The organism is Bacillus sp. 196mf, assembly GCF_003217275.1.
In the GTDB taxonomy this organism is placed as follows: Bacteria; Bacillota; Bacilli; order Bacillales; family Bacillaceae_G; genus Bacillus_A; species Bacillus_A thuringiensis_S.
Genome location: NZ_QJTG01000009.1, coordinates 47,935 through 62,997, shown reverse-complemented (window position 1 = coordinate 62,997; position 15,063 = coordinate 47,935). Strand labels below are relative to the sequence as shown.

Genomic DNA, 15,063 nt, shown 5'->3' with positions numbered 1-15,063 from the left:
GGTTTTCTTTGTTATAATTACCTTAAATTGTAACAAAGGAGAGGGCATGGTGAATCAAAAAGATAAAGAAAGAAAAGAGCACGTAGCTCATATTATTGAAATTCCAGATGAATATAGGCTTGTTGTAGATGATCAAGAAGGGGTTGATGACCCGTATCATCTATTATGGTGGGGACATAAAGATGATGAGGAGAAACAGATACAAATTACATTAAATAGACATACTGGTAATTTAATTGAATTTAGGATAGATGATGGAAATTCTTTTTCGAGTGATAAGGGAGCGATAGAGGAGAATAAAGCAAGAGAGGTTGCAAATACATTCTTAAAAAAATATACAAAAGAAGGATATGAATTCTATACATATGTAACGGTTAAGGACGACAGGCGCGGTTGGAAAGAAGTAAATTATATGCAAGAAGTGAATAGCTATCCATTGCCGAATACTGGGTGTGTTGTGCGAGTGCACCCTTCAGATAATGTTGTGCATTTTCATTATAATGGACAAAAAGCCATAGAGAAAAAACCGTTATGGCCAAGTGAAATTGTTGGGGAGAATATCGTTTTAGAAAATTTGAAAGCTAGACAAGATATGAGACTTGTATTTGTAGATTTAACATACTCTTCATGTGAGTATGAAAACGAGGAAGAAGTAAAAGGGTACCATCTTGTATATGAACCAGAGCCTAGTCATGCGTTTATTGATGCAAGTACAGGTAAAGATTTATATGGGCCAGAACACTATAAATTACCTTCTACAGTACTTGTTGATAAACCGCTAAAGAGTAGTCAAAAAAAAGATGTGTTTGATTTATTTGATTGGGACAAGGAGAAGTTTGTCAAAATAGATGAAAAAGTAGATGAGGATGAAGTCCGGATAAAATTTGTATTAAAAGAAGAATTACAAAAAGAAATAGAAGAGAAGGATTCATATTCAATGGATGAGTTTTATAAAAAACATTTTCCAATGTTGAAACATGATGAATTCGTTGTAATTACTCTAGATAAAGAAACAAATCAATTGCTTTCTTTTTTTATGTGGAAGGATGAGAAAAAAAGGAAAACAATCTTATCGAGAGAGCAATGTTTAAGCAAGGCACTTCAATTTTTAGAGCATATTATCCCAGATGCGACAAAGTATGTTCAACTTTGGGATAATTATGAGGAGGAAGAGGGGATAGAGAGGTTTTCCTTTTCAATCTATGTAAATGACATTCATGTAGAGCGGAAATATATTATGATCAACATCAATGCAGAAAATGGTGCTGTGATGCACTACTCTGGAGAGTCTGGCAACTTTATAAAAGAATTACTTGCATATGAAACAACACCAAAAGTAACAAAAGAAAAAGCGTTAGAAATATACAGAGAGGCTATCCGAGTTAAATTAGAATGGTTTGTAGATCATGATGCAGAGGAAACGAAATACAAACTACTGTACAAACAAACGACAGATGAAAAACATAAAGAACCTTTTGATTGTAGTCGGGAAATTCGTTATATTGATGCCCAAACTGGGAGAAAGATTTGGAGTAAGTAAAGTAAAAAGAGTTATTTTTCAAAGAAAATAACTCTTTTTATTTTTATAATTTGCCTGTTCGTTTTTCAAAATTAAATGTGATAGGAAGATTGGAAGAAGAATTATCACTTTTAAATGTTACTTTCCATTCTTTAGTATGGGCTTTAATTTCAAAATTAAGAAGATTCATCGCTCTACGTTTATCTATTTCTAAAAACATATTATGAATTTCTGGTTCTTGCTGTAAATTAAGAGCCTTTAGTGTGACTGTTAATGTGAAAAAATTTTGCCCTTCATATACTATTTTTGATATTTTTGTTTTTTGTGTATTTAACAGTATATAAAAACGGTCTGATGGAGTTAATTGTACAGAGTCATCAGTAATTTCATTCTCGCTATTATAAAGTTCAACTAAGAAAGATGTACTATGGGAAGAATGTTTTTTGCTTGTAATCTGTAATTCAGTAGGAATCATCGGTATTTCATAAAAATCATTCCTTATTATGTTATTGTAATCCTCTGAAAATTTACGGACTTCTTTTGGAAAAGAGTCTTCTTGTGTACTTAAAAAAGTTTTATGTTGCTTTGGAGTTTTTTTACTAAAATTTAATGTTTCTTTAAAGTAATAATTGGATCCAGTTAAAAATAAAAAACTACAAATTAATAAAAAAATTCGATACGGATTTTGAAAGTTAAAGAACAGTAGTATACATGTAATAAATCCAATTACATAGAAAATAAAGATAAGTAGTTCTAGTTTTGAGTGAAAGGAGAAACCATAATTATGAAAAAATTTCATTCCAATTATAATTTGAGCTCCAAAAAACAAAGAAATTCCAAATTGAAAAAATAATAAATCAGGCCCTCTCTTAATAACAAAAGTAATGAACGAAATGAAAAGTAAAAATACCCCTAAATAAATTGTTACATTTAATAATCGATCTAATGTAAGCATGAATAGTTTCCCCTTTAATAGCATATTCATATATAAATAACAATTTTATATAATTATAATATAACAATAAAATATTTTAAATGTTGGAAGTGTTGAGTTTTATAAATAAACTGTACAGACACAAACAACCTCAAGCCCACATACACATAATAAAGACCACTATTTTGGCGGAGGTGAAAGGTTTGAGTCTATTCGCCGCAATTGGATATATGGTTCGAGAAGTGTTTGTCTTTGTTTCTTATGTGAAAAATAATGCGTTTCCGCAGCCGTTATCATCAGATGATGAGAGAAAGTACTTAGAGTTAATGGAGCAAGGTGATGCTCAAGCGAGAAATCTTTTAATTGAACATAATTTACGGCTTGTAGCTCATATCGTTAAAAAATTTGAGAACACAGGAGAAGATGCAGAAGATTTAATTTCAATTGGTACGATCGGGCTCATTAAAGCGATCGAGAGCTATTCTGCAGGAAAGGGAACGAAGCTTGCGACGTATGCAGCACGCTGTATTGAAAATGAAATTTTGATGCATTTACGTGTACTAAAGAAAACGAAAAAAGATGTTTCACTTCATGATCCGATCGGGCAAGATAAAGAGGGCAATGAAATATCGCTTATTGATATATTAAAATCAGAGTCTGAAGATGTAATTGATATGATTCAGCTTAGTATGGAGTTAGAAAAAATTAAAGAGTATATCGATATTTTAGACGAAAGAGAAAAAGAAGTGATTGTGAAACGTTTTGGACTCGGGCTAGATAAGGAGAAAACACAGCGGGAAATCGCTAAGGCACTTGGCATTTCTAGAAGTTACGTATCACGGATCGAAAAGCGTGCTTTAATGAAAATGTTCCACGAGTTTGTAAGGGCAGAGAAAGAGAAAAAAGCGAAAGAGTAAAGTGTATTAGAAGCAGCCATATTTTAAAATAGGCTGCTTTTCTTATTGTAAATAAGAAAAGAAAACGAGTTATGCTAAGAAGAAATACATGTTCACTGTTGAAAATGACGGATTCTATCTGTAATATTAGAAGGTGCTAAATAATTTAAGAATAATACCATACTTAGTTTTCTGTATGTATAATAAGGCTGCTTTATATGATATGTGGGAATAAGAACCAATTTTACGTATGATATAGAAAGAAAATAAGGGAAAACTAAAGTTATAGACTGATTAGGGGGTTTCGCAATTTGCGACGTACATTATATCGACTTATGATAGAACTTACAAATGGTCGCTTTACTTCTTATATATTACGTAAATTTGCACAATCTCGTTTGAGCTCTATCATTATTCCATCGTATGCGAAAGTTTTTCAAATTAATCAAGATGAGATGGAAAAGGGTTTGAAGGAATATAGAACATTGCATGAATTATTTACGCGTAAGCTAAAAGAAGGAAAGCGTAGTATTGATACAGATGCATCGAGTATCGTTAGTCCTGTTGATGGTGTTTTTGCAGATCATGGTCCTATTGAGGATACAAAAACATTTGATATTAAAGGAAAGCGCTATTCAATCGTGGATATGCTAGGTAATGAAGAACGTGCAACGCGATATGCAGGCGGTACATATATGGTAATTTATTTGAGTCCAAGTCATTATCATCGCATTCATAGTCCGCTTTCTGGTTCTGTGACTGAAAGATTTGTACTCGGTAGAAAATCATATCCGGTAAATGCAGCTGGTATGGAATACGGGAAAGAACCACTGTCAAAAAATTATCGTTCTGTTACAGAAGTAAGCAGTGATGGCGAGCATATGGCTCTTATAAAAGTAGGTGCTATGTTTGTTAATAGTATTGAGCTTTTGCATGAGAGAGACACTGTTCAAAAAGGTGAAGAAATGGCATACTTTACATTTGGTTCAACAGTTGTGTTATTGTTTGAAAAAGATATGATAGAAGTAGTGCAGGAATTAAAGAGTGGACAAGAGCTTCGTCTTGGTGAAAAAATAGCTACTCGCTTAGCTCATAAATAAAGAAAAGCTTTTATAACCGTAAGTAAGAGTTATGGGCAAAGATACTTAATGATGAAATCCCCTAGATGGGAGTACTTGTTTATTCGAGAGCCATCGTAGGATGGCTCTTTTTACAGGGCATCTAATAATTTATCCTTTAACTGTTTGATTGGTAAGGGCTGATTAAACTTTCACTTTATATGTAATCAAGATGATTTGACAAGCTTGTCCTCTAATGAGCGTCTAATGATTTCTTGTTTTATAAGTAAAATGAAGTCGGGATTTAATTTTAGTTCTTTTGCTTTATAATAAGACTCAGTGAGTAACTCAGTGGATAACTGTTCCATATGTTTTGTTTTCAAGGTGAGTCACCTCCTAATAATATAAGGATTGATTCGTTGATGCATTTAATGTACCAAAAAAATATGACAGTCACAAACGAGTGGTTATCCACATACCTAGGTGGATAAAGTGTGTATAGTTTGTTAGTAAATTCCAAATTAACTGCAAAATTAATGTGGAAAATGTGTACAATTTTATCCACAGGTTATATATCGAAAAATGTTGTCGAAAAATTTTATGAAAAATCCTCAAAGAGGTGAAAGAAATTGAAACTATTTTTACCAAATGAATATGTGAAAAATGTATATCATGTTCAACCAGAAGATTTAAAAAAACGTGGGATTAAAGGCGTTATTACTGACTTAGATAACACTTTAATTGAATGGGATCGTCCCAATGCAACGCCGCAACTTGAAAAATGGTTCTTGGAAATGAAAGAGCAAGGCATTCAAGTAACGGTCGTTTCAAATAATAATGAGCAACGTGTGAAAGATTTTGCTGATCCATTAGGTATTCCATTTATTCATAGTGCACGTAAACCATTTGTTCGCGCATTTAAGCGTGCGATACAAGAGATGCGTTTGCAGCCAGATGAAGTTGTAGTAATTGGAGATCAGTTACTGACTGACGTGCTTGGTGGAAACCGAGTAGGCCTTCATACAATTTTAGTTGTACCGGTAGCACAAACGGACGGATTAGTAACGCGCTTTAATCGAAAAATTGAACGAAGAATTATGAAAAATATGAAGAAAAAAGGTTTAATTAACTGGGAGGAATAAAGTTTGACTGAAACAATTAAATGTATTGGTTGCGGTGTAGAAATTCAAACAGAAAATAAAAATGAAGTGGGGTATGCTCCTGCCTCATCTTTAGAAAAAGAACAAGTCATTTGTCAACGTTGTTTTCGCTTGAAGCATTACAATGAAATTCAAGATGTATCGTTAACAGATGATGACTTCCTACGCATTTTAAATGGAATTGGAAAATCAGATGCATTAGTAGTCAAAATTGTAGATATTTTTGATTTTAATGGTAGCTGGTTACCTGGCTTACATCGTTTCGTAGGGAATAATAAAGTATTACTTGTTGGAAATAAAGCTGATTTAATTCCAAAGTCAGTAAAACATGATAAAGTAAAGCATTGGATGCGCTATAGTGCAAAGCAGCTAGGATTAAAACCAGAAGATGTCTTTTTAATTAGTGCAGCGAAGGGACAAGGAATTGCTGAACTAGCAGATGCTATTGAGTATTATCGCGGCGGCAAAGATGTTTACGTTGTTGGATGTACGAATGTAGGGAAATCGACATTTATTAATCGTATGATTAAAGAATTTAGTGATGAGACTGAAAATGTAATTACAACATCTCATTTCCCAGGAACAACACTGGATTTAATTGATATTCCATTAGACAAAGAATCTTCTTTATATGATACGCCAGGTATTATTAACCACCACCAAATGGCTCATTATGTTGGGAAGCAAAGCTTAAAGCTTATTACACCAACAAAAGAAATTAAGCCGATGGTATTCCAATTAAATGAAGAACAAACGTTATTCTTTAGTGGATTGGCACGTTTTGATTATGTAAGTGGTGGTCGTCGTGCGTTTACTTGTCACTTCTCGAATCGTTTAACAATCCATCGTACAAAGCTTGAGAAAGCAGATGAATTATATAAAAATCATGCTGGAGATTTACTAAGCCCGCCAACGCCAGAAGAATTAGCAAATATGCCTGAGTTAGTGAAATACGAATTTAATATTCGTGAACCAAAGACGGATGTTGTATTCTCTGGATTAGGATGGGTTACTGTGAACGAACCAGGCGCAAAAATTGTTGCACACGTACCAAAAGGAGTAAGTGTTTCACTACGTAAATCTTTAATTTAATATGGAGAGGGATTTATGAAACAATTATATGGTGTAATCGGAAATCCAATTGGACATTCATTATCACCCGTTATGCATAACGATGCATTTGAACACTTGAATATGGATGCCCATTATCATGCATTCCTTGTTGAAGAGGAAGCGCTAGGGGAAGCAGTAAGAGGTTTAAAAGCATTAGGTATTTCAGGATTTAATGTAACAACTCCGCACAAGGTTGCTATCATGGAGTATTTGGATGAGATTGATCCATTGGCAAGGAAAATCGGTGCAGTAAATACAGTGGTTCATAAGAATGGAAGGTTAATTGGCTACAACACAGATGGAATTGGTTTTGTTCGAGCGCTGCAGTCAATTAGTAATGAACCACTTCAAGGGAAACGTATTTTGTTACTTGGTGCAGGTGGTGCTAGCCGAGCTATTTATTTTTCTCTTGCTGATGTAGGTGTAAAAGAGATTGATGTAGCCAATCGTACAGTAGATAAGGCGAAAGAACTTATTGCTGCACGTACGGCCGATGTTAATTCTGTTGCTTTGTCGTTAGAAAAAGCGACAGAAGAACAAGGAAATTATGATATTATCATTCAGACGACAACGATAGGTATGCATCCACACGTCGAACATACGCCATTACAAATGTGTTCGTTAAAAAAAGGAACGATTGTATCAGATATAATTTATAATCCATTTGAAACGAAAATTTTATGTGAGGCAAAAGAGCAAGGCGCAATCATTCAAAATGGTATTGATATGTTTGTTTATCAAGGAGCACTTGCATTTGAAATGTGGACAGGACGTGTACCAAATATTAATCGAATGAAACAATTAGTTATAGAAAAGCTTGGAGGCTAACATATATGTTAACAGGAAAACAAAAAAGATTTTTACGTGCACAAGCACATCATTTAACACCAATTTTTCAAGTAGGAAAAGGCGGAGTAAATGAAAATATGGTAAAACAAATTGGAGAAGCGTTAGAAGTTCGTGAACTATTTAAAGTGAGCGTATTACAAAACTGTGAATTTGATCGCCGTGAGGTTGCGGAAGAACTTGCAAAAGGTGCACGTGCTGAAATCGTTCAAGTAATTGGAAGCACAATCGTTTTATACAAAGAATCAAGAGAAAATAAACAAATTAAGCTTCCTCGATAAAAAGATTAGCATGCGCTATTTTTTATCGCTGATGCGTAATGATGTAGAGAGCGAAACCAATTGAACTTTTATTAATAGCAACTCTCTTCGTTCCTAACCAAGGAGAGTTGCTGTATATAAAAGGAAGGGGCGTTTCTTTTGAGGAAAATTGGCATCATTGGCGGTACATTTGATCCGCCTCACTATGGACATTTGCTAATTGCAAATGAAGTATATCACGCTTTGAACTTGGAAGAAGTATGGTTCTTGCCAAACCAGATTCCGCCACATAAACAAGGGCGTAATATTACAAGTGTAGAAAGTCGTTTACATATGTTAGAGCTCGCGACTGAGGCAGAAGAACACTTTTCTATTTGTTTAGAAGAGCTAAGTAGGAAGGGCCCATCTTATACGTATGACACTATGTTACAATTGACGAAGAAGTATCCGGATGTGCAGTTTCACTTTATTATTGGTGGGGATATGGTTGAATATTTACCGAAGTGGTATAACATTGAAGCTTTACTTAATCTTGTAACTTTTGTTGGAGTTGCAAGACCTGGGTATACATTGCATACACCATATAAGATTACTACAGTGGAAATTCCGGAATTTGCAGTTTCTTCATCCTTATTACGTGAGAGATATAAAGAGAAGAAAACGTGTAAATATTTACTTCCTGAAAAAGTACAGGTATATATCGAGAGGAATGGGTTGTATGAATCGTGAGAATGCACTGCATATTGTCAAACAACAAATGCATGAAAAACGTTATATACACACAATTGGTGTAATGGAGACAGCGATTGAGCTTGCTAAGTTATACGGTGTGGACGAGAAAAAAGCAGAGATGGCAGCTATATTCCATGATTATGCGAAATGTAGAGCAATTTCAGAAATGGAAGAGATTATTAAACGTGAAGATTTGCCGAAAGATTTACTTTGCTATAACAAAGAGTTATGGCATGCACCTGTTGGGGCATACTTACTAGAAAAAGAAGTAGGCATTACGGATTCTGAAATTTTGCAAGCTATTACATATCATACAAGTGGTCATGAGAATATGACGATGTTAGATAAAGTGATTTATGTAGCTGATTACATTGAACCTGGGCGAAAGTTTCCAGGAGTGGAAGAGGCTCGTAAACTCGCATATACGGATATAAATCAAGCCCTATTATTTGCGTTAAAAAGAACAATTCAATTTTTAATGGAAAAAGATCAGACGATTTATCCATTAACATTCCAAACATACAATGCAGTTATCAAGGAGGAAATGAGTAAATGAACGATAAAGAATTATTAGTATTAGCGGCAAAAGCAGCTGATGATAAGAGAGCAGAAGATATGGTTGTCCTAAATATGCAAGGTATTTCACCAATTGCAGATTATTTCATTATTTGTCACGGAAATTCAGATAAACAAGTGCAAGCAATTGCACGTGAAATTAAATCAAAAGCACATGAGTTCCAAATCGACGTACAACGTATGGAAGGGTTTGACGAAGCACGTTGGGTATTAGTTGATCTTGGAGATGTAGTTGCTCATGTATTCCATAAAGATGAGCGTAATCACTATAATTTAGAGCGTCTATGGGGCGATGTGCCACGTGAAGATATTACAGAAGAGTTAGGACAATGAAATACGAACAATTTGCATTGTTGTACGACGAACTAATGAATGATGTCCCTTATGATAAATGGGTGGAATTTACAGAGGAAAGTTTACAGCAGGCAGGTATGAAAGAGGCAAAAATTCTTGATGTAGCATGCGGTACAGGTAATGTAACCCTGCCGCTTGTGCAAAAGGGTTACGATTTAATAGGTGTCGATCTTTCAGAAGAAATGTTAACAGTCGCTCAGCAAAAACTAGGCGGAGAAGGGCATTTTATTCCTTTTTACCAACAAGATATGCGCGAGCTTGATGTTCCGGGTGAGTTTGACTGTGTAACGATTTTTTGTGATTCATTAAATTATGTATTGCAAGAAGATGGAGTACAAGAAACATTTAGAAGAGTGTTTCACCATTTGCGTCAAGATGGTTTGTTTTTATTTGATGTACATTCTTTATATAAAATACATCATGTATTTCAAAATGAAACGTATACAGTGAATGGAGAAGAAATATCTCTTATTTGGAATTGCTTCCCTGGTGAAGAATCAAATAGTGTAGAGCATGATTTGACATTCTTTGTTCAAGATCCGGAAGAAGATGTGTACCATCGGTTTGACGAATGTCACGTGCAACGTGCATATCAAGTGGAAGAGTTAACGAAATGGCTTGAAGAAGCAGGTTTTACAGTTCTTCGTGTAACAGGTGATTTTGAGCGACTTGAAGTTACAGAACAAACAGAGCGTATTTTCTTCATGGCGAAGAAAAACGGATAAAACAAATAAAACAAAAGCAACCGAGAAGGTTGCTTTTGTTTTATAAAGAAGATGTATTTTTAGTTCTAGCATAATCTGAAGATCGTATGCGTAAAGTGTGGGAATAGTAGTTGAAGTGAAAATGTATTGTAAAAAAGTAAGTATTTATAAAAAGGATTTGGAATGAAAATGACGTATTTATTATGTGTGTTTATTGAATTGCTGATCAACGCATTCTAAATCTTCATCAAATTTTTCATGTGTTCGCTCGATTAACTTATGGAACATATCTCCAACGTGTTCTTCTAAAACCCGAATGCCTTCCCCGGTAACGCCGCCTTTCACGCAAACCTTTTCTTGTAAGGTAGGTAATGTGAAGATTTCTTTTTCAAGTAATTTCCCCATCCCCACGACCATTTCACTTACTAAAGTAGTAGCCTCTTCGTGTGTAATATTTGTTTTATCTACAGCAGCGTTAATGAAGCATTGTAGTAAATAACTAAAGAAAGCAGGACCGCAACTTGCTATATCAGATGAAACACGTGTTATATCTTCTTCTATTACAAGAGGTGTAGAAATATTTTTGAATAGACGAAGTAGTTTTTGTTGCCATTCTTCAGAGCAATTATCTCCAAATGTAAATAGTGAGGCGCCAGAGAGGGCGCGATTTGTGATACTTGGAATGATACGTGCGACGTGGCACGGTACGAGAGTCTCTAATTGTGATGGAGATATTGGACTTGTAATAGAAACTAAGCACGTTTCATCAGAAAAATGTTCAGCGTATTTTTTTAGGATAGGGTATATATCTATGGGCTTAACGCAAATAAAAATAAGTTGTGATTGTTCGATTACTTCCGGGATTGTTTTTGCTATATGAACAGAAGGGTATTTTTCTTTTATATGATATGCTTTGGCAGGCGTCCGATTAATGATTGTAAGGCACGAAGGTTTGACAGCACGGGTTTCTAAAAATGCATCGATTAGTATATTCCCCATGTTTCCTGTCCCTATAATTCCTATGTTCAAAGTTTCATCCCTCCTTCGTAACAGCTTTCTCCTAAACAATATGAATGATGTTATAAATTTATGATTAGAGGTGTAAAATGATGTGGGATTTTCCGAAAAAGTGGTTAGGTTTAGTAGCTATTATTGGAACTTTACTTTTTCTTGTTTTTTGGAAAACAAATCAGAGTGTAGAACGAACGCCTATTACAATGAATGTGCAAGAGAAGGAGATAGAAAAAAAGGGTAAACCGAAAATATCGGATACAAAGGAACAGAAAAGAACAATTATAATTGATGTGAAAGGAGCGGTTAATAAAGAAGGGGTATATGAAATGAAGGAAGGAGATCGCGTAAAGGATGCGGTTCAAAAGGCTGGTGGTTTTTTATCAGAAGTAGATATGAAAAAAGTGAATTTAGCACAAATTGTACAAGATCAAATGCTTCTTTATATACCGAGTAAAAATGAGTCAGAACAAGGGATGTTTACTTCTTCTAAGGAAGATGGCAAGATTCGAATAAATACAGCAGCGAAAGAGCAATTGGAAAAAATTACAGGGATTGGCTCTCGAAAGGCAGAAAGTATTTTGAAATATCGAGAAGAGCATGGTCCGTTTCAGAAAATAGAAGATTTATTAGAGATTGATGGGATTGGTGCGAAGTCTCTTGAAAAGATAAAAGATCAAATTATTATTCCGTAAAAGATTGACGAAGTTTTTCTTCTTTCGCTACACTACAAGTAGACAAAAAAGTAGGTGAAAAATATGGAACGAATTTCATGGGATCAATATTTTATGACGCAAAGCCATCTACTATCGTTACGTAGTACATGTACAAGGCTTGCGGTAGGAGCGACAATCGTTCGCGATAAACGAATTATTGCTGGTGGATATAATGGTTCGATTAAAGGTGGCGTACATTGTATAGATGATGGTTGTTACGTAATCGATAATCATTGTGTTCGGACAATTCATGCCGAAATGAATGCTTTATTACAATGTGCCAAGTTTGGTGCGAAAACAGAGGAAGCAGAAATTTACGTTACGCATTTCCCTTGTTTACAATGTTGTAAGGCAATTATTCAAAGTGGTATTACAGCGGTTTATTATGCGCAGGATTATAAAAATCATCCATACGCCATAGAATTATTTGAACAAGCGAATGTAACAGTGAAGCACGTTCCGCTAGAATATGATATCGCTGCATTAGAGGAGCAAAAACGTTATACGGAGTTAAAAGAATTATTTGCGTCTTTAGAAAAAGATAATTTATCAATGGAAGAATTACAGCATGTATTCACGAAAGCAAAAATGATGCTATAAGGAGTGAGTATAAGTTGCAGGAACAATGGGGGTATGTTGCAATCTCGTTTATAATAGGGATTGCAATTGCCTTTTCCTCGTCACTTTTATTGATAGTTTTTTGCCTCTTTTTAAATGTTTTCTTCTGTTTATATCGCACTTCGCGTAAAACCTTCTTTTTTTGCATTGTAGCGTGCTTTAGTGGCGCTATATACACTTCCTATGTTCAAGGGTGGAATAAGTCTCTAGGAGAGTCCTATGGAGTTACAAGAGGGGTTATACAAAATACACCGCTTGTTAATGGAGATCGCCTATCTTTTCAGTTTGAAGATCACAATAAAAATATAGTGCAGTTAAGTTATAGAATAAAATCAGCCTTGGAAAAGGAAAAAATGCAACAATTATACGCAGGGATATCATGTGTATTCGAGGGTGAGAGGAAAGAACCGCAAACAGCTCGGAATTTTCATGGTTTTAATTACCGTGATTATTTATACAAGCAACATATTCATTTCACATTTGAGGCTACATATATTTCTGAATGCTATAAAACATCACTGTCGCTCATGCAACGGATTCTCCTTTTGAGGCAACAAGTAATCTCGAAAGTTACAGAGATGTTTCCAGAGCAATCAGGTGCTTTTATGAATGCTTTACTATTTGGTGATAGACAACAAATGACGTTTGAAGTGGAAGAGCAATATCAACAGTTTGGTCTTGTACATTTGTTAGCAATTTCAGGTTCGCACATTGTATTGTTAATGGTGATAGTATATTTTATTTTGCTAAGAAGTGGTGCGACGAGGGAGGTAGCAACAATTTGCCTTATCATTTGTATTCCTTTGTATATGGTTTTAGCAGGGGCGTCACCCTCTGTTATAAGGGCTTCTATAACAGGAGTTTTGACGTTGATTGCTTTTATGTGCTCGATTCGTTTATCTAGTTTAGATGCTTTAAGTGTAACAGCTATATGTATGCTTATATATGACCCTTATCTTGTTTTTAATATTGGATTTCAGTTTTCTTTTGTAGGTAGCTTCGCTTTACTTTTGTCTGCTCCGTTATTGTTAGTGAGTAGCAACGGAGTAATCCGAAATTCTATTTATATTTCTATCATTTCACAGCTCGTTAGTACTCCGATTTTGTTATATCACTTTGGTTATTTTTCTCCATATAGCATTTTCCTCAATCTTTTATACGTTCCGTTTTTATCTATCATTGTATTACCATGTAGCATTATTATTTTACTGTGTATGCCAATTGTCCCGTTTCTCGCAAAAGGATTTGCGGATGTGTTATCAATAGGCTTGAGTATGTCTAATGTTTTTCTAAGTTATTGTGAAAGTTTACCATTTAACCAGCTTATTTTCGGGAAAACGTTCTTCAATCTTGTAGCTGTATATTGCGCGAGTATTGTCAGTATATTGATGGTTTGGGAAAGGAGAGCGCCGAAAAAAATGGTTTGTATAGTTGTGAGTATATTTCTTTTTATTAGCACGTGTCATTATGTATATCCATATTTTAGAGGAAGTGGAAGTGTAACATTTATTGATGTTGGACAAGGTGATGCAATATTAATTCGCCTTCCGTATGATAAAGGGGTTTATCTTATTGATACAGGTGGAACGCTTCGTGTCAATAAGGAAGAGTGGCAACAAAAAAAGCATGAATTTTCTGTTGGAAATGATGTTTTAATACCCTATTTACAAAAAGAAGGTATTAAAACAATTGATAAATTAATCGTAACGCATGGAGATGCAGATCATATAGGTGCTGCGCAAGAATTATTATCATATATACCTGTAAAAGAAGTTGTATTTGGCCGAAAGGGAAAAGATGCAGTATTAGAAAAAGTAGTAAAGAAACAGGCATTAGAAAAGGAAATGAAAATAACTGAAGTGGGGGAAGGGGAAAGTTGGAGTGTAAATGAAGCTGAATTTTTCGTTTTAGCTCCAAAAGGAAAAGAAAAAAGTGAAAATAATGCTTCAATTGTAATATGGGCAAAATTTGGAGGATTGACGTGGCTATTTACAGGCGATTTAGAAGAAGAAGGAGAGCAGTTTTTAGTATCTGCTTATCCAGATTTGCGAGTAGATGTTTTAAAAGTTGCTCATCATGGAAGTAACACGTCATCTATAGAGTCTTTTTTGAACGTTATACAGCCCCGTGTAGCGATTATATCTGTTGGTAAGCAGAATAGGTATGGACACCCGCATAAAGAAGTGATAGAGCGTTTTGAGAAGATGGGGAGTGCGATATGGCGCACGGACAAGCAAGGTGCTATTTCCTATGTTTTTAAAGGGGAAAATGGAACCTTTAAAAGTAAAATCACATATGATAAAACACATAATAGATGAAAAAGAGAAGACTGCCATGAAGTGGCAGTCTTTAAGAACCGATAAATTTAATAACAGTTGCAATGATGAAAAGTGTTGCGAAAAAACCAAATGAGACGATAAATCCTACCCCTGAATCAATAGCGTCATTGCGTTTACTTTGAACGTTTTGTTCAAAATCATTCATTTAGAATCCCTCCCCAACATTCCACTTTAGTATAAAATATTGTCAGAAAAAAATCTACAATTTCCATATGAAGAGAAAACGA

The 15,063-nt window shown here is 34.7% G+C and carries 18 protein-coding genes; 14 read left to right on the top strand and 4 right to left on the bottom strand.

Annotated elements, in window-relative coordinates; genetic code table 11:
• The first annotated feature begins 46 nt into the window (after positions 1–46).
• The gene (locus ATL10_RS14870) at positions 47–1,540 is read left to right on the top strand and encodes a YcdB/YcdC domain-containing protein (protein ID WP_097925243.1); all 1,494 of its coding nucleotides are present in this window, start codon (positions 47–49) and stop codon (positions 1,538–1,540) included.
• Positions 1,541–1,583: 43 nt separating this feature from the next.
• Here the strand turns inward: ATL10_RS14870 and ATL10_RS14865 are convergent, their stop codons facing one another.
• Complete coding sequence (locus ATL10_RS14865) at positions 1,584–2,504, bottom strand: hypothetical protein (RefSeq protein WP_088022816.1); 921 nt, start codon at positions 2,502–2,504, stop codon at positions 1,584–1,586.
• Between the two features lie 152 nt (positions 2,505–2,656).
• On the opposite strand from ATL10_RS14865, the gene sigK reads away from it, so the two are divergent.
• Together sigK and ATL10_RS14855 are read left to right on the top strand one after the other, a co-directional pair.
• The gene (gene sigK / locus ATL10_RS14860) at positions 2,657–3,370 is read left to right on the top strand and encodes an RNA polymerase sporulation sigma factor SigK (RefSeq protein ID WP_000051382.1); all 714 of its coding nucleotides are present in this window, start codon (positions 2,657–2,659) and stop codon (positions 3,368–3,370) included.
• 290 nt (positions 3,371–3,660) lie between these two features.
• Complete coding sequence (locus tag ATL10_RS14855; RefSeq protein WP_090977044.1) at positions 3,661–4,449, top strand: phosphatidylserine decarboxylase; 789 nt, start codon at positions 3,661–3,663, stop codon at positions 4,447–4,449.
• Positions 4,450–4,634: 185 nt separating this feature from the next.
• On the opposite strand, the gene sda is transcribed toward ATL10_RS14855, so the two are convergent.
• Entirely contained in the window at positions 4,635–4,790 is a 156-nt protein-coding gene (gene sda / locus ATL10_RS14850) for a sporulation histidine kinase inhibitor Sda (RefSeq protein WP_000850094.1), read from the bottom strand.
• Between the two features lie 246 nt (positions 4,791–5,036).
• Between sda and ATL10_RS14845 the strand changes: the two genes are divergently transcribed.
• From ATL10_RS14845 to ATL10_RS14810, 8 genes are all read left to right on the top strand, one after another.
• Positions 5,037–5,549 (top strand): YqeG family HAD IIIA-type phosphatase, encoded by a 513-nt coding sequence (locus ATL10_RS14845; protein WP_000765314.1) that lies wholly within the window; start codon positions 5,037–5,039, stop codon positions 5,547–5,549.
• A gap of 3 nt (positions 5,550–5,552) precedes the next feature.
• Positions 5,553–6,659, top strand: coding sequence for a ribosome biogenesis GTPase YqeH (gene yqeH, locus ATL10_RS14840; protein ID WP_090977046.1), 1,107 nt, complete (start codon positions 5,553–5,555; stop codon positions 6,657–6,659).
• Positions 6,660–6,674: 15 nt separating this feature from the next.
• Positions 6,675–7,508, top strand: coding sequence for a shikimate dehydrogenase (gene aroE / locus ATL10_RS14835; protein ID WP_053563633.1), 834 nt, complete (start codon positions 6,675–6,677; stop codon positions 7,506–7,508).
• A 5-nt stretch (positions 7,509–7,513) separates the two neighbouring features.
• Positions 7,514–7,807: a ribosome assembly RNA-binding protein YhbY gene (gene yhbY / locus ATL10_RS14830; protein ID WP_000955227.1), complete on the top strand. Its 294-nt coding sequence runs from the start codon at positions 7,514–7,516 to the stop codon at positions 7,805–7,807.
• 138 nt (positions 7,808–7,945) lie between these two features.
• Positions 7,946–8,515, top strand: coding sequence for a nicotinate-nucleotide adenylyltransferase (gene nadD / locus ATL10_RS14825; RefSeq protein WP_001226048.1), 570 nt, complete (start codon positions 7,946–7,948; stop codon positions 8,513–8,515).
• Positions 8,505–9,074 (top strand): bis(5'-nucleosyl)-tetraphosphatase (symmetrical) YqeK, encoded by a 570-nt coding sequence (gene yqeK, locus ATL10_RS14820; protein WP_075719079.1) that lies wholly within the window; start codon positions 8,505–8,507, stop codon positions 9,072–9,074. The genes nadD and yqeK overlap by 11 nt, the downstream gene beginning before the upstream one ends.
• On the top strand, positions 9,071–9,427 hold the full coding sequence (rsfS, locus tag ATL10_RS14815) for a ribosome silencing factor (RefSeq protein WP_000998193.1): 357 nt from the start codon (positions 9,071–9,073) through the stop codon (positions 9,425–9,427). Before yqeK ends, rsfS begins: the two co-directional genes overlap by 4 nt.
• Entirely contained in the window at positions 9,424–10,173 is a 750-nt protein-coding gene (locus ATL10_RS14810; protein WP_000873074.1) for a class I SAM-dependent methyltransferase, read from the top strand. Before rsfS ends, ATL10_RS14810 begins: the two co-directional genes overlap by 4 nt.
• Before the next feature lie 180 nt (positions 10,174–10,353).
• Here ATL10_RS14810 and comER read toward each other — a convergent pair whose 3' ends face one another.
• The gene (comER, locus tag ATL10_RS14805; protein WP_001020554.1) at positions 10,354–11,181 is read right to left on the bottom strand and encodes a late competence protein ComER; all 828 of its coding nucleotides are present in this window, start codon (positions 11,179–11,181) and stop codon (positions 10,354–10,356) included.
• 77 nt (positions 11,182–11,258) lie between these two features.
• Between comER and ATL10_RS14800 the strand changes: the two genes are divergently transcribed.
• From ATL10_RS14800 to ATL10_RS14790, 3 genes are all read left to right on the top strand, one after another.
• Positions 11,259–11,858 carry a helix-hairpin-helix domain-containing protein gene (locus tag ATL10_RS14800; protein ID WP_000989936.1) on the top strand — a complete coding sequence of 200 codons (600 nt, stop codon included), beginning with the start codon at positions 11,259–11,261 and terminating at the stop codon, positions 11,856–11,858.
• A gap of 63 nt (positions 11,859–11,921) precedes the next feature.
• Positions 11,922–12,479 (top strand): ComE operon protein 2, encoded by a 558-nt coding sequence (locus ATL10_RS14795; RefSeq protein ID WP_000439773.1) that lies wholly within the window; start codon positions 11,922–11,924, stop codon positions 12,477–12,479.
• A 14-nt stretch (positions 12,480–12,493) separates the two neighbouring features.
• Positions 12,494–14,815, top strand: a complete 2,322-nt coding sequence (locus tag ATL10_RS14790) for a DNA internalization-related competence protein ComEC/Rec2 (protein WP_090977048.1) — start codon at positions 12,494–12,496, stop codon at positions 14,813–14,815.
• Between the two features lie 31 nt (positions 14,816–14,846).
• Here the strand turns inward: ATL10_RS14790 and ATL10_RS14785 are convergent, their stop codons facing one another.
• Positions 14,847–14,981, bottom strand: coding sequence for a YqzM family protein (locus ATL10_RS14785; RefSeq protein WP_000997609.1), 135 nt, complete (start codon positions 14,979–14,981; stop codon positions 14,847–14,849).
• Positions 14,982–15,063 lie beyond the last annotated feature (82 nt).

Bases quoted from the DNA above. Each gene is read 5' to 3' on its own strand.
- yqeK (WP_075719079.1), top strand. From the start codon at position 8,505: ATGAATCGTGAGAATGCACTGCATATTGTCAAACAACAAATGCATGAA.
- rsfS (WP_000998193.1), top strand. From the start codon at position 9,071: ATGAACGATAAAGAATTATTAGTATTAGCGGCAAAAGCAGCTGATGAT.
- ATL10_RS14785 (WP_000997609.1), bottom strand. From the start codon at position 14,981: ATGAATGATTTTGAACAAAACGTTCAAAGTAAACGCAATGACGCTATT.
- yhbY (WP_000955227.1), top strand. From the start codon at position 7,514: ATGTTAACAGGAAAACAAAAAAGATTTTTACGTGCACAAGCACATCAT.
- ATL10_RS14865 (WP_088022816.1), bottom strand. From the start codon at position 2,504: ATGAATATGCTATTAAAGGGGAAACTATTCATGCTTACATTAGATCGA.
- aroE (WP_053563633.1), top strand. From the start codon at position 6,675: ATGAAACAATTATATGGTGTAATCGGAAATCCAATTGGACATTCATTA.
- ATL10_RS14795 (WP_000439773.1), top strand. From the start codon at position 11,922: ATGGAACGAATTTCATGGGATCAATATTTTATGACGCAAAGCCATCTA.
- ATL10_RS14870 (WP_097925243.1), top strand. From the start codon at position 47: ATGGTGAATCAAAAAGATAAAGAAAGAAAAGAGCACGTAGCTCATATT.
- ATL10_RS14810 (WP_000873074.1), top strand. From the start codon at position 9,424: ATGAAATACGAACAATTTGCATTGTTGTACGACGAACTAATGAATGAT.
- ATL10_RS14800 (WP_000989936.1), top strand. From the start codon at position 11,259: ATGATGTGGGATTTTCCGAAAAAGTGGTTAGGTTTAGTAGCTATTATT.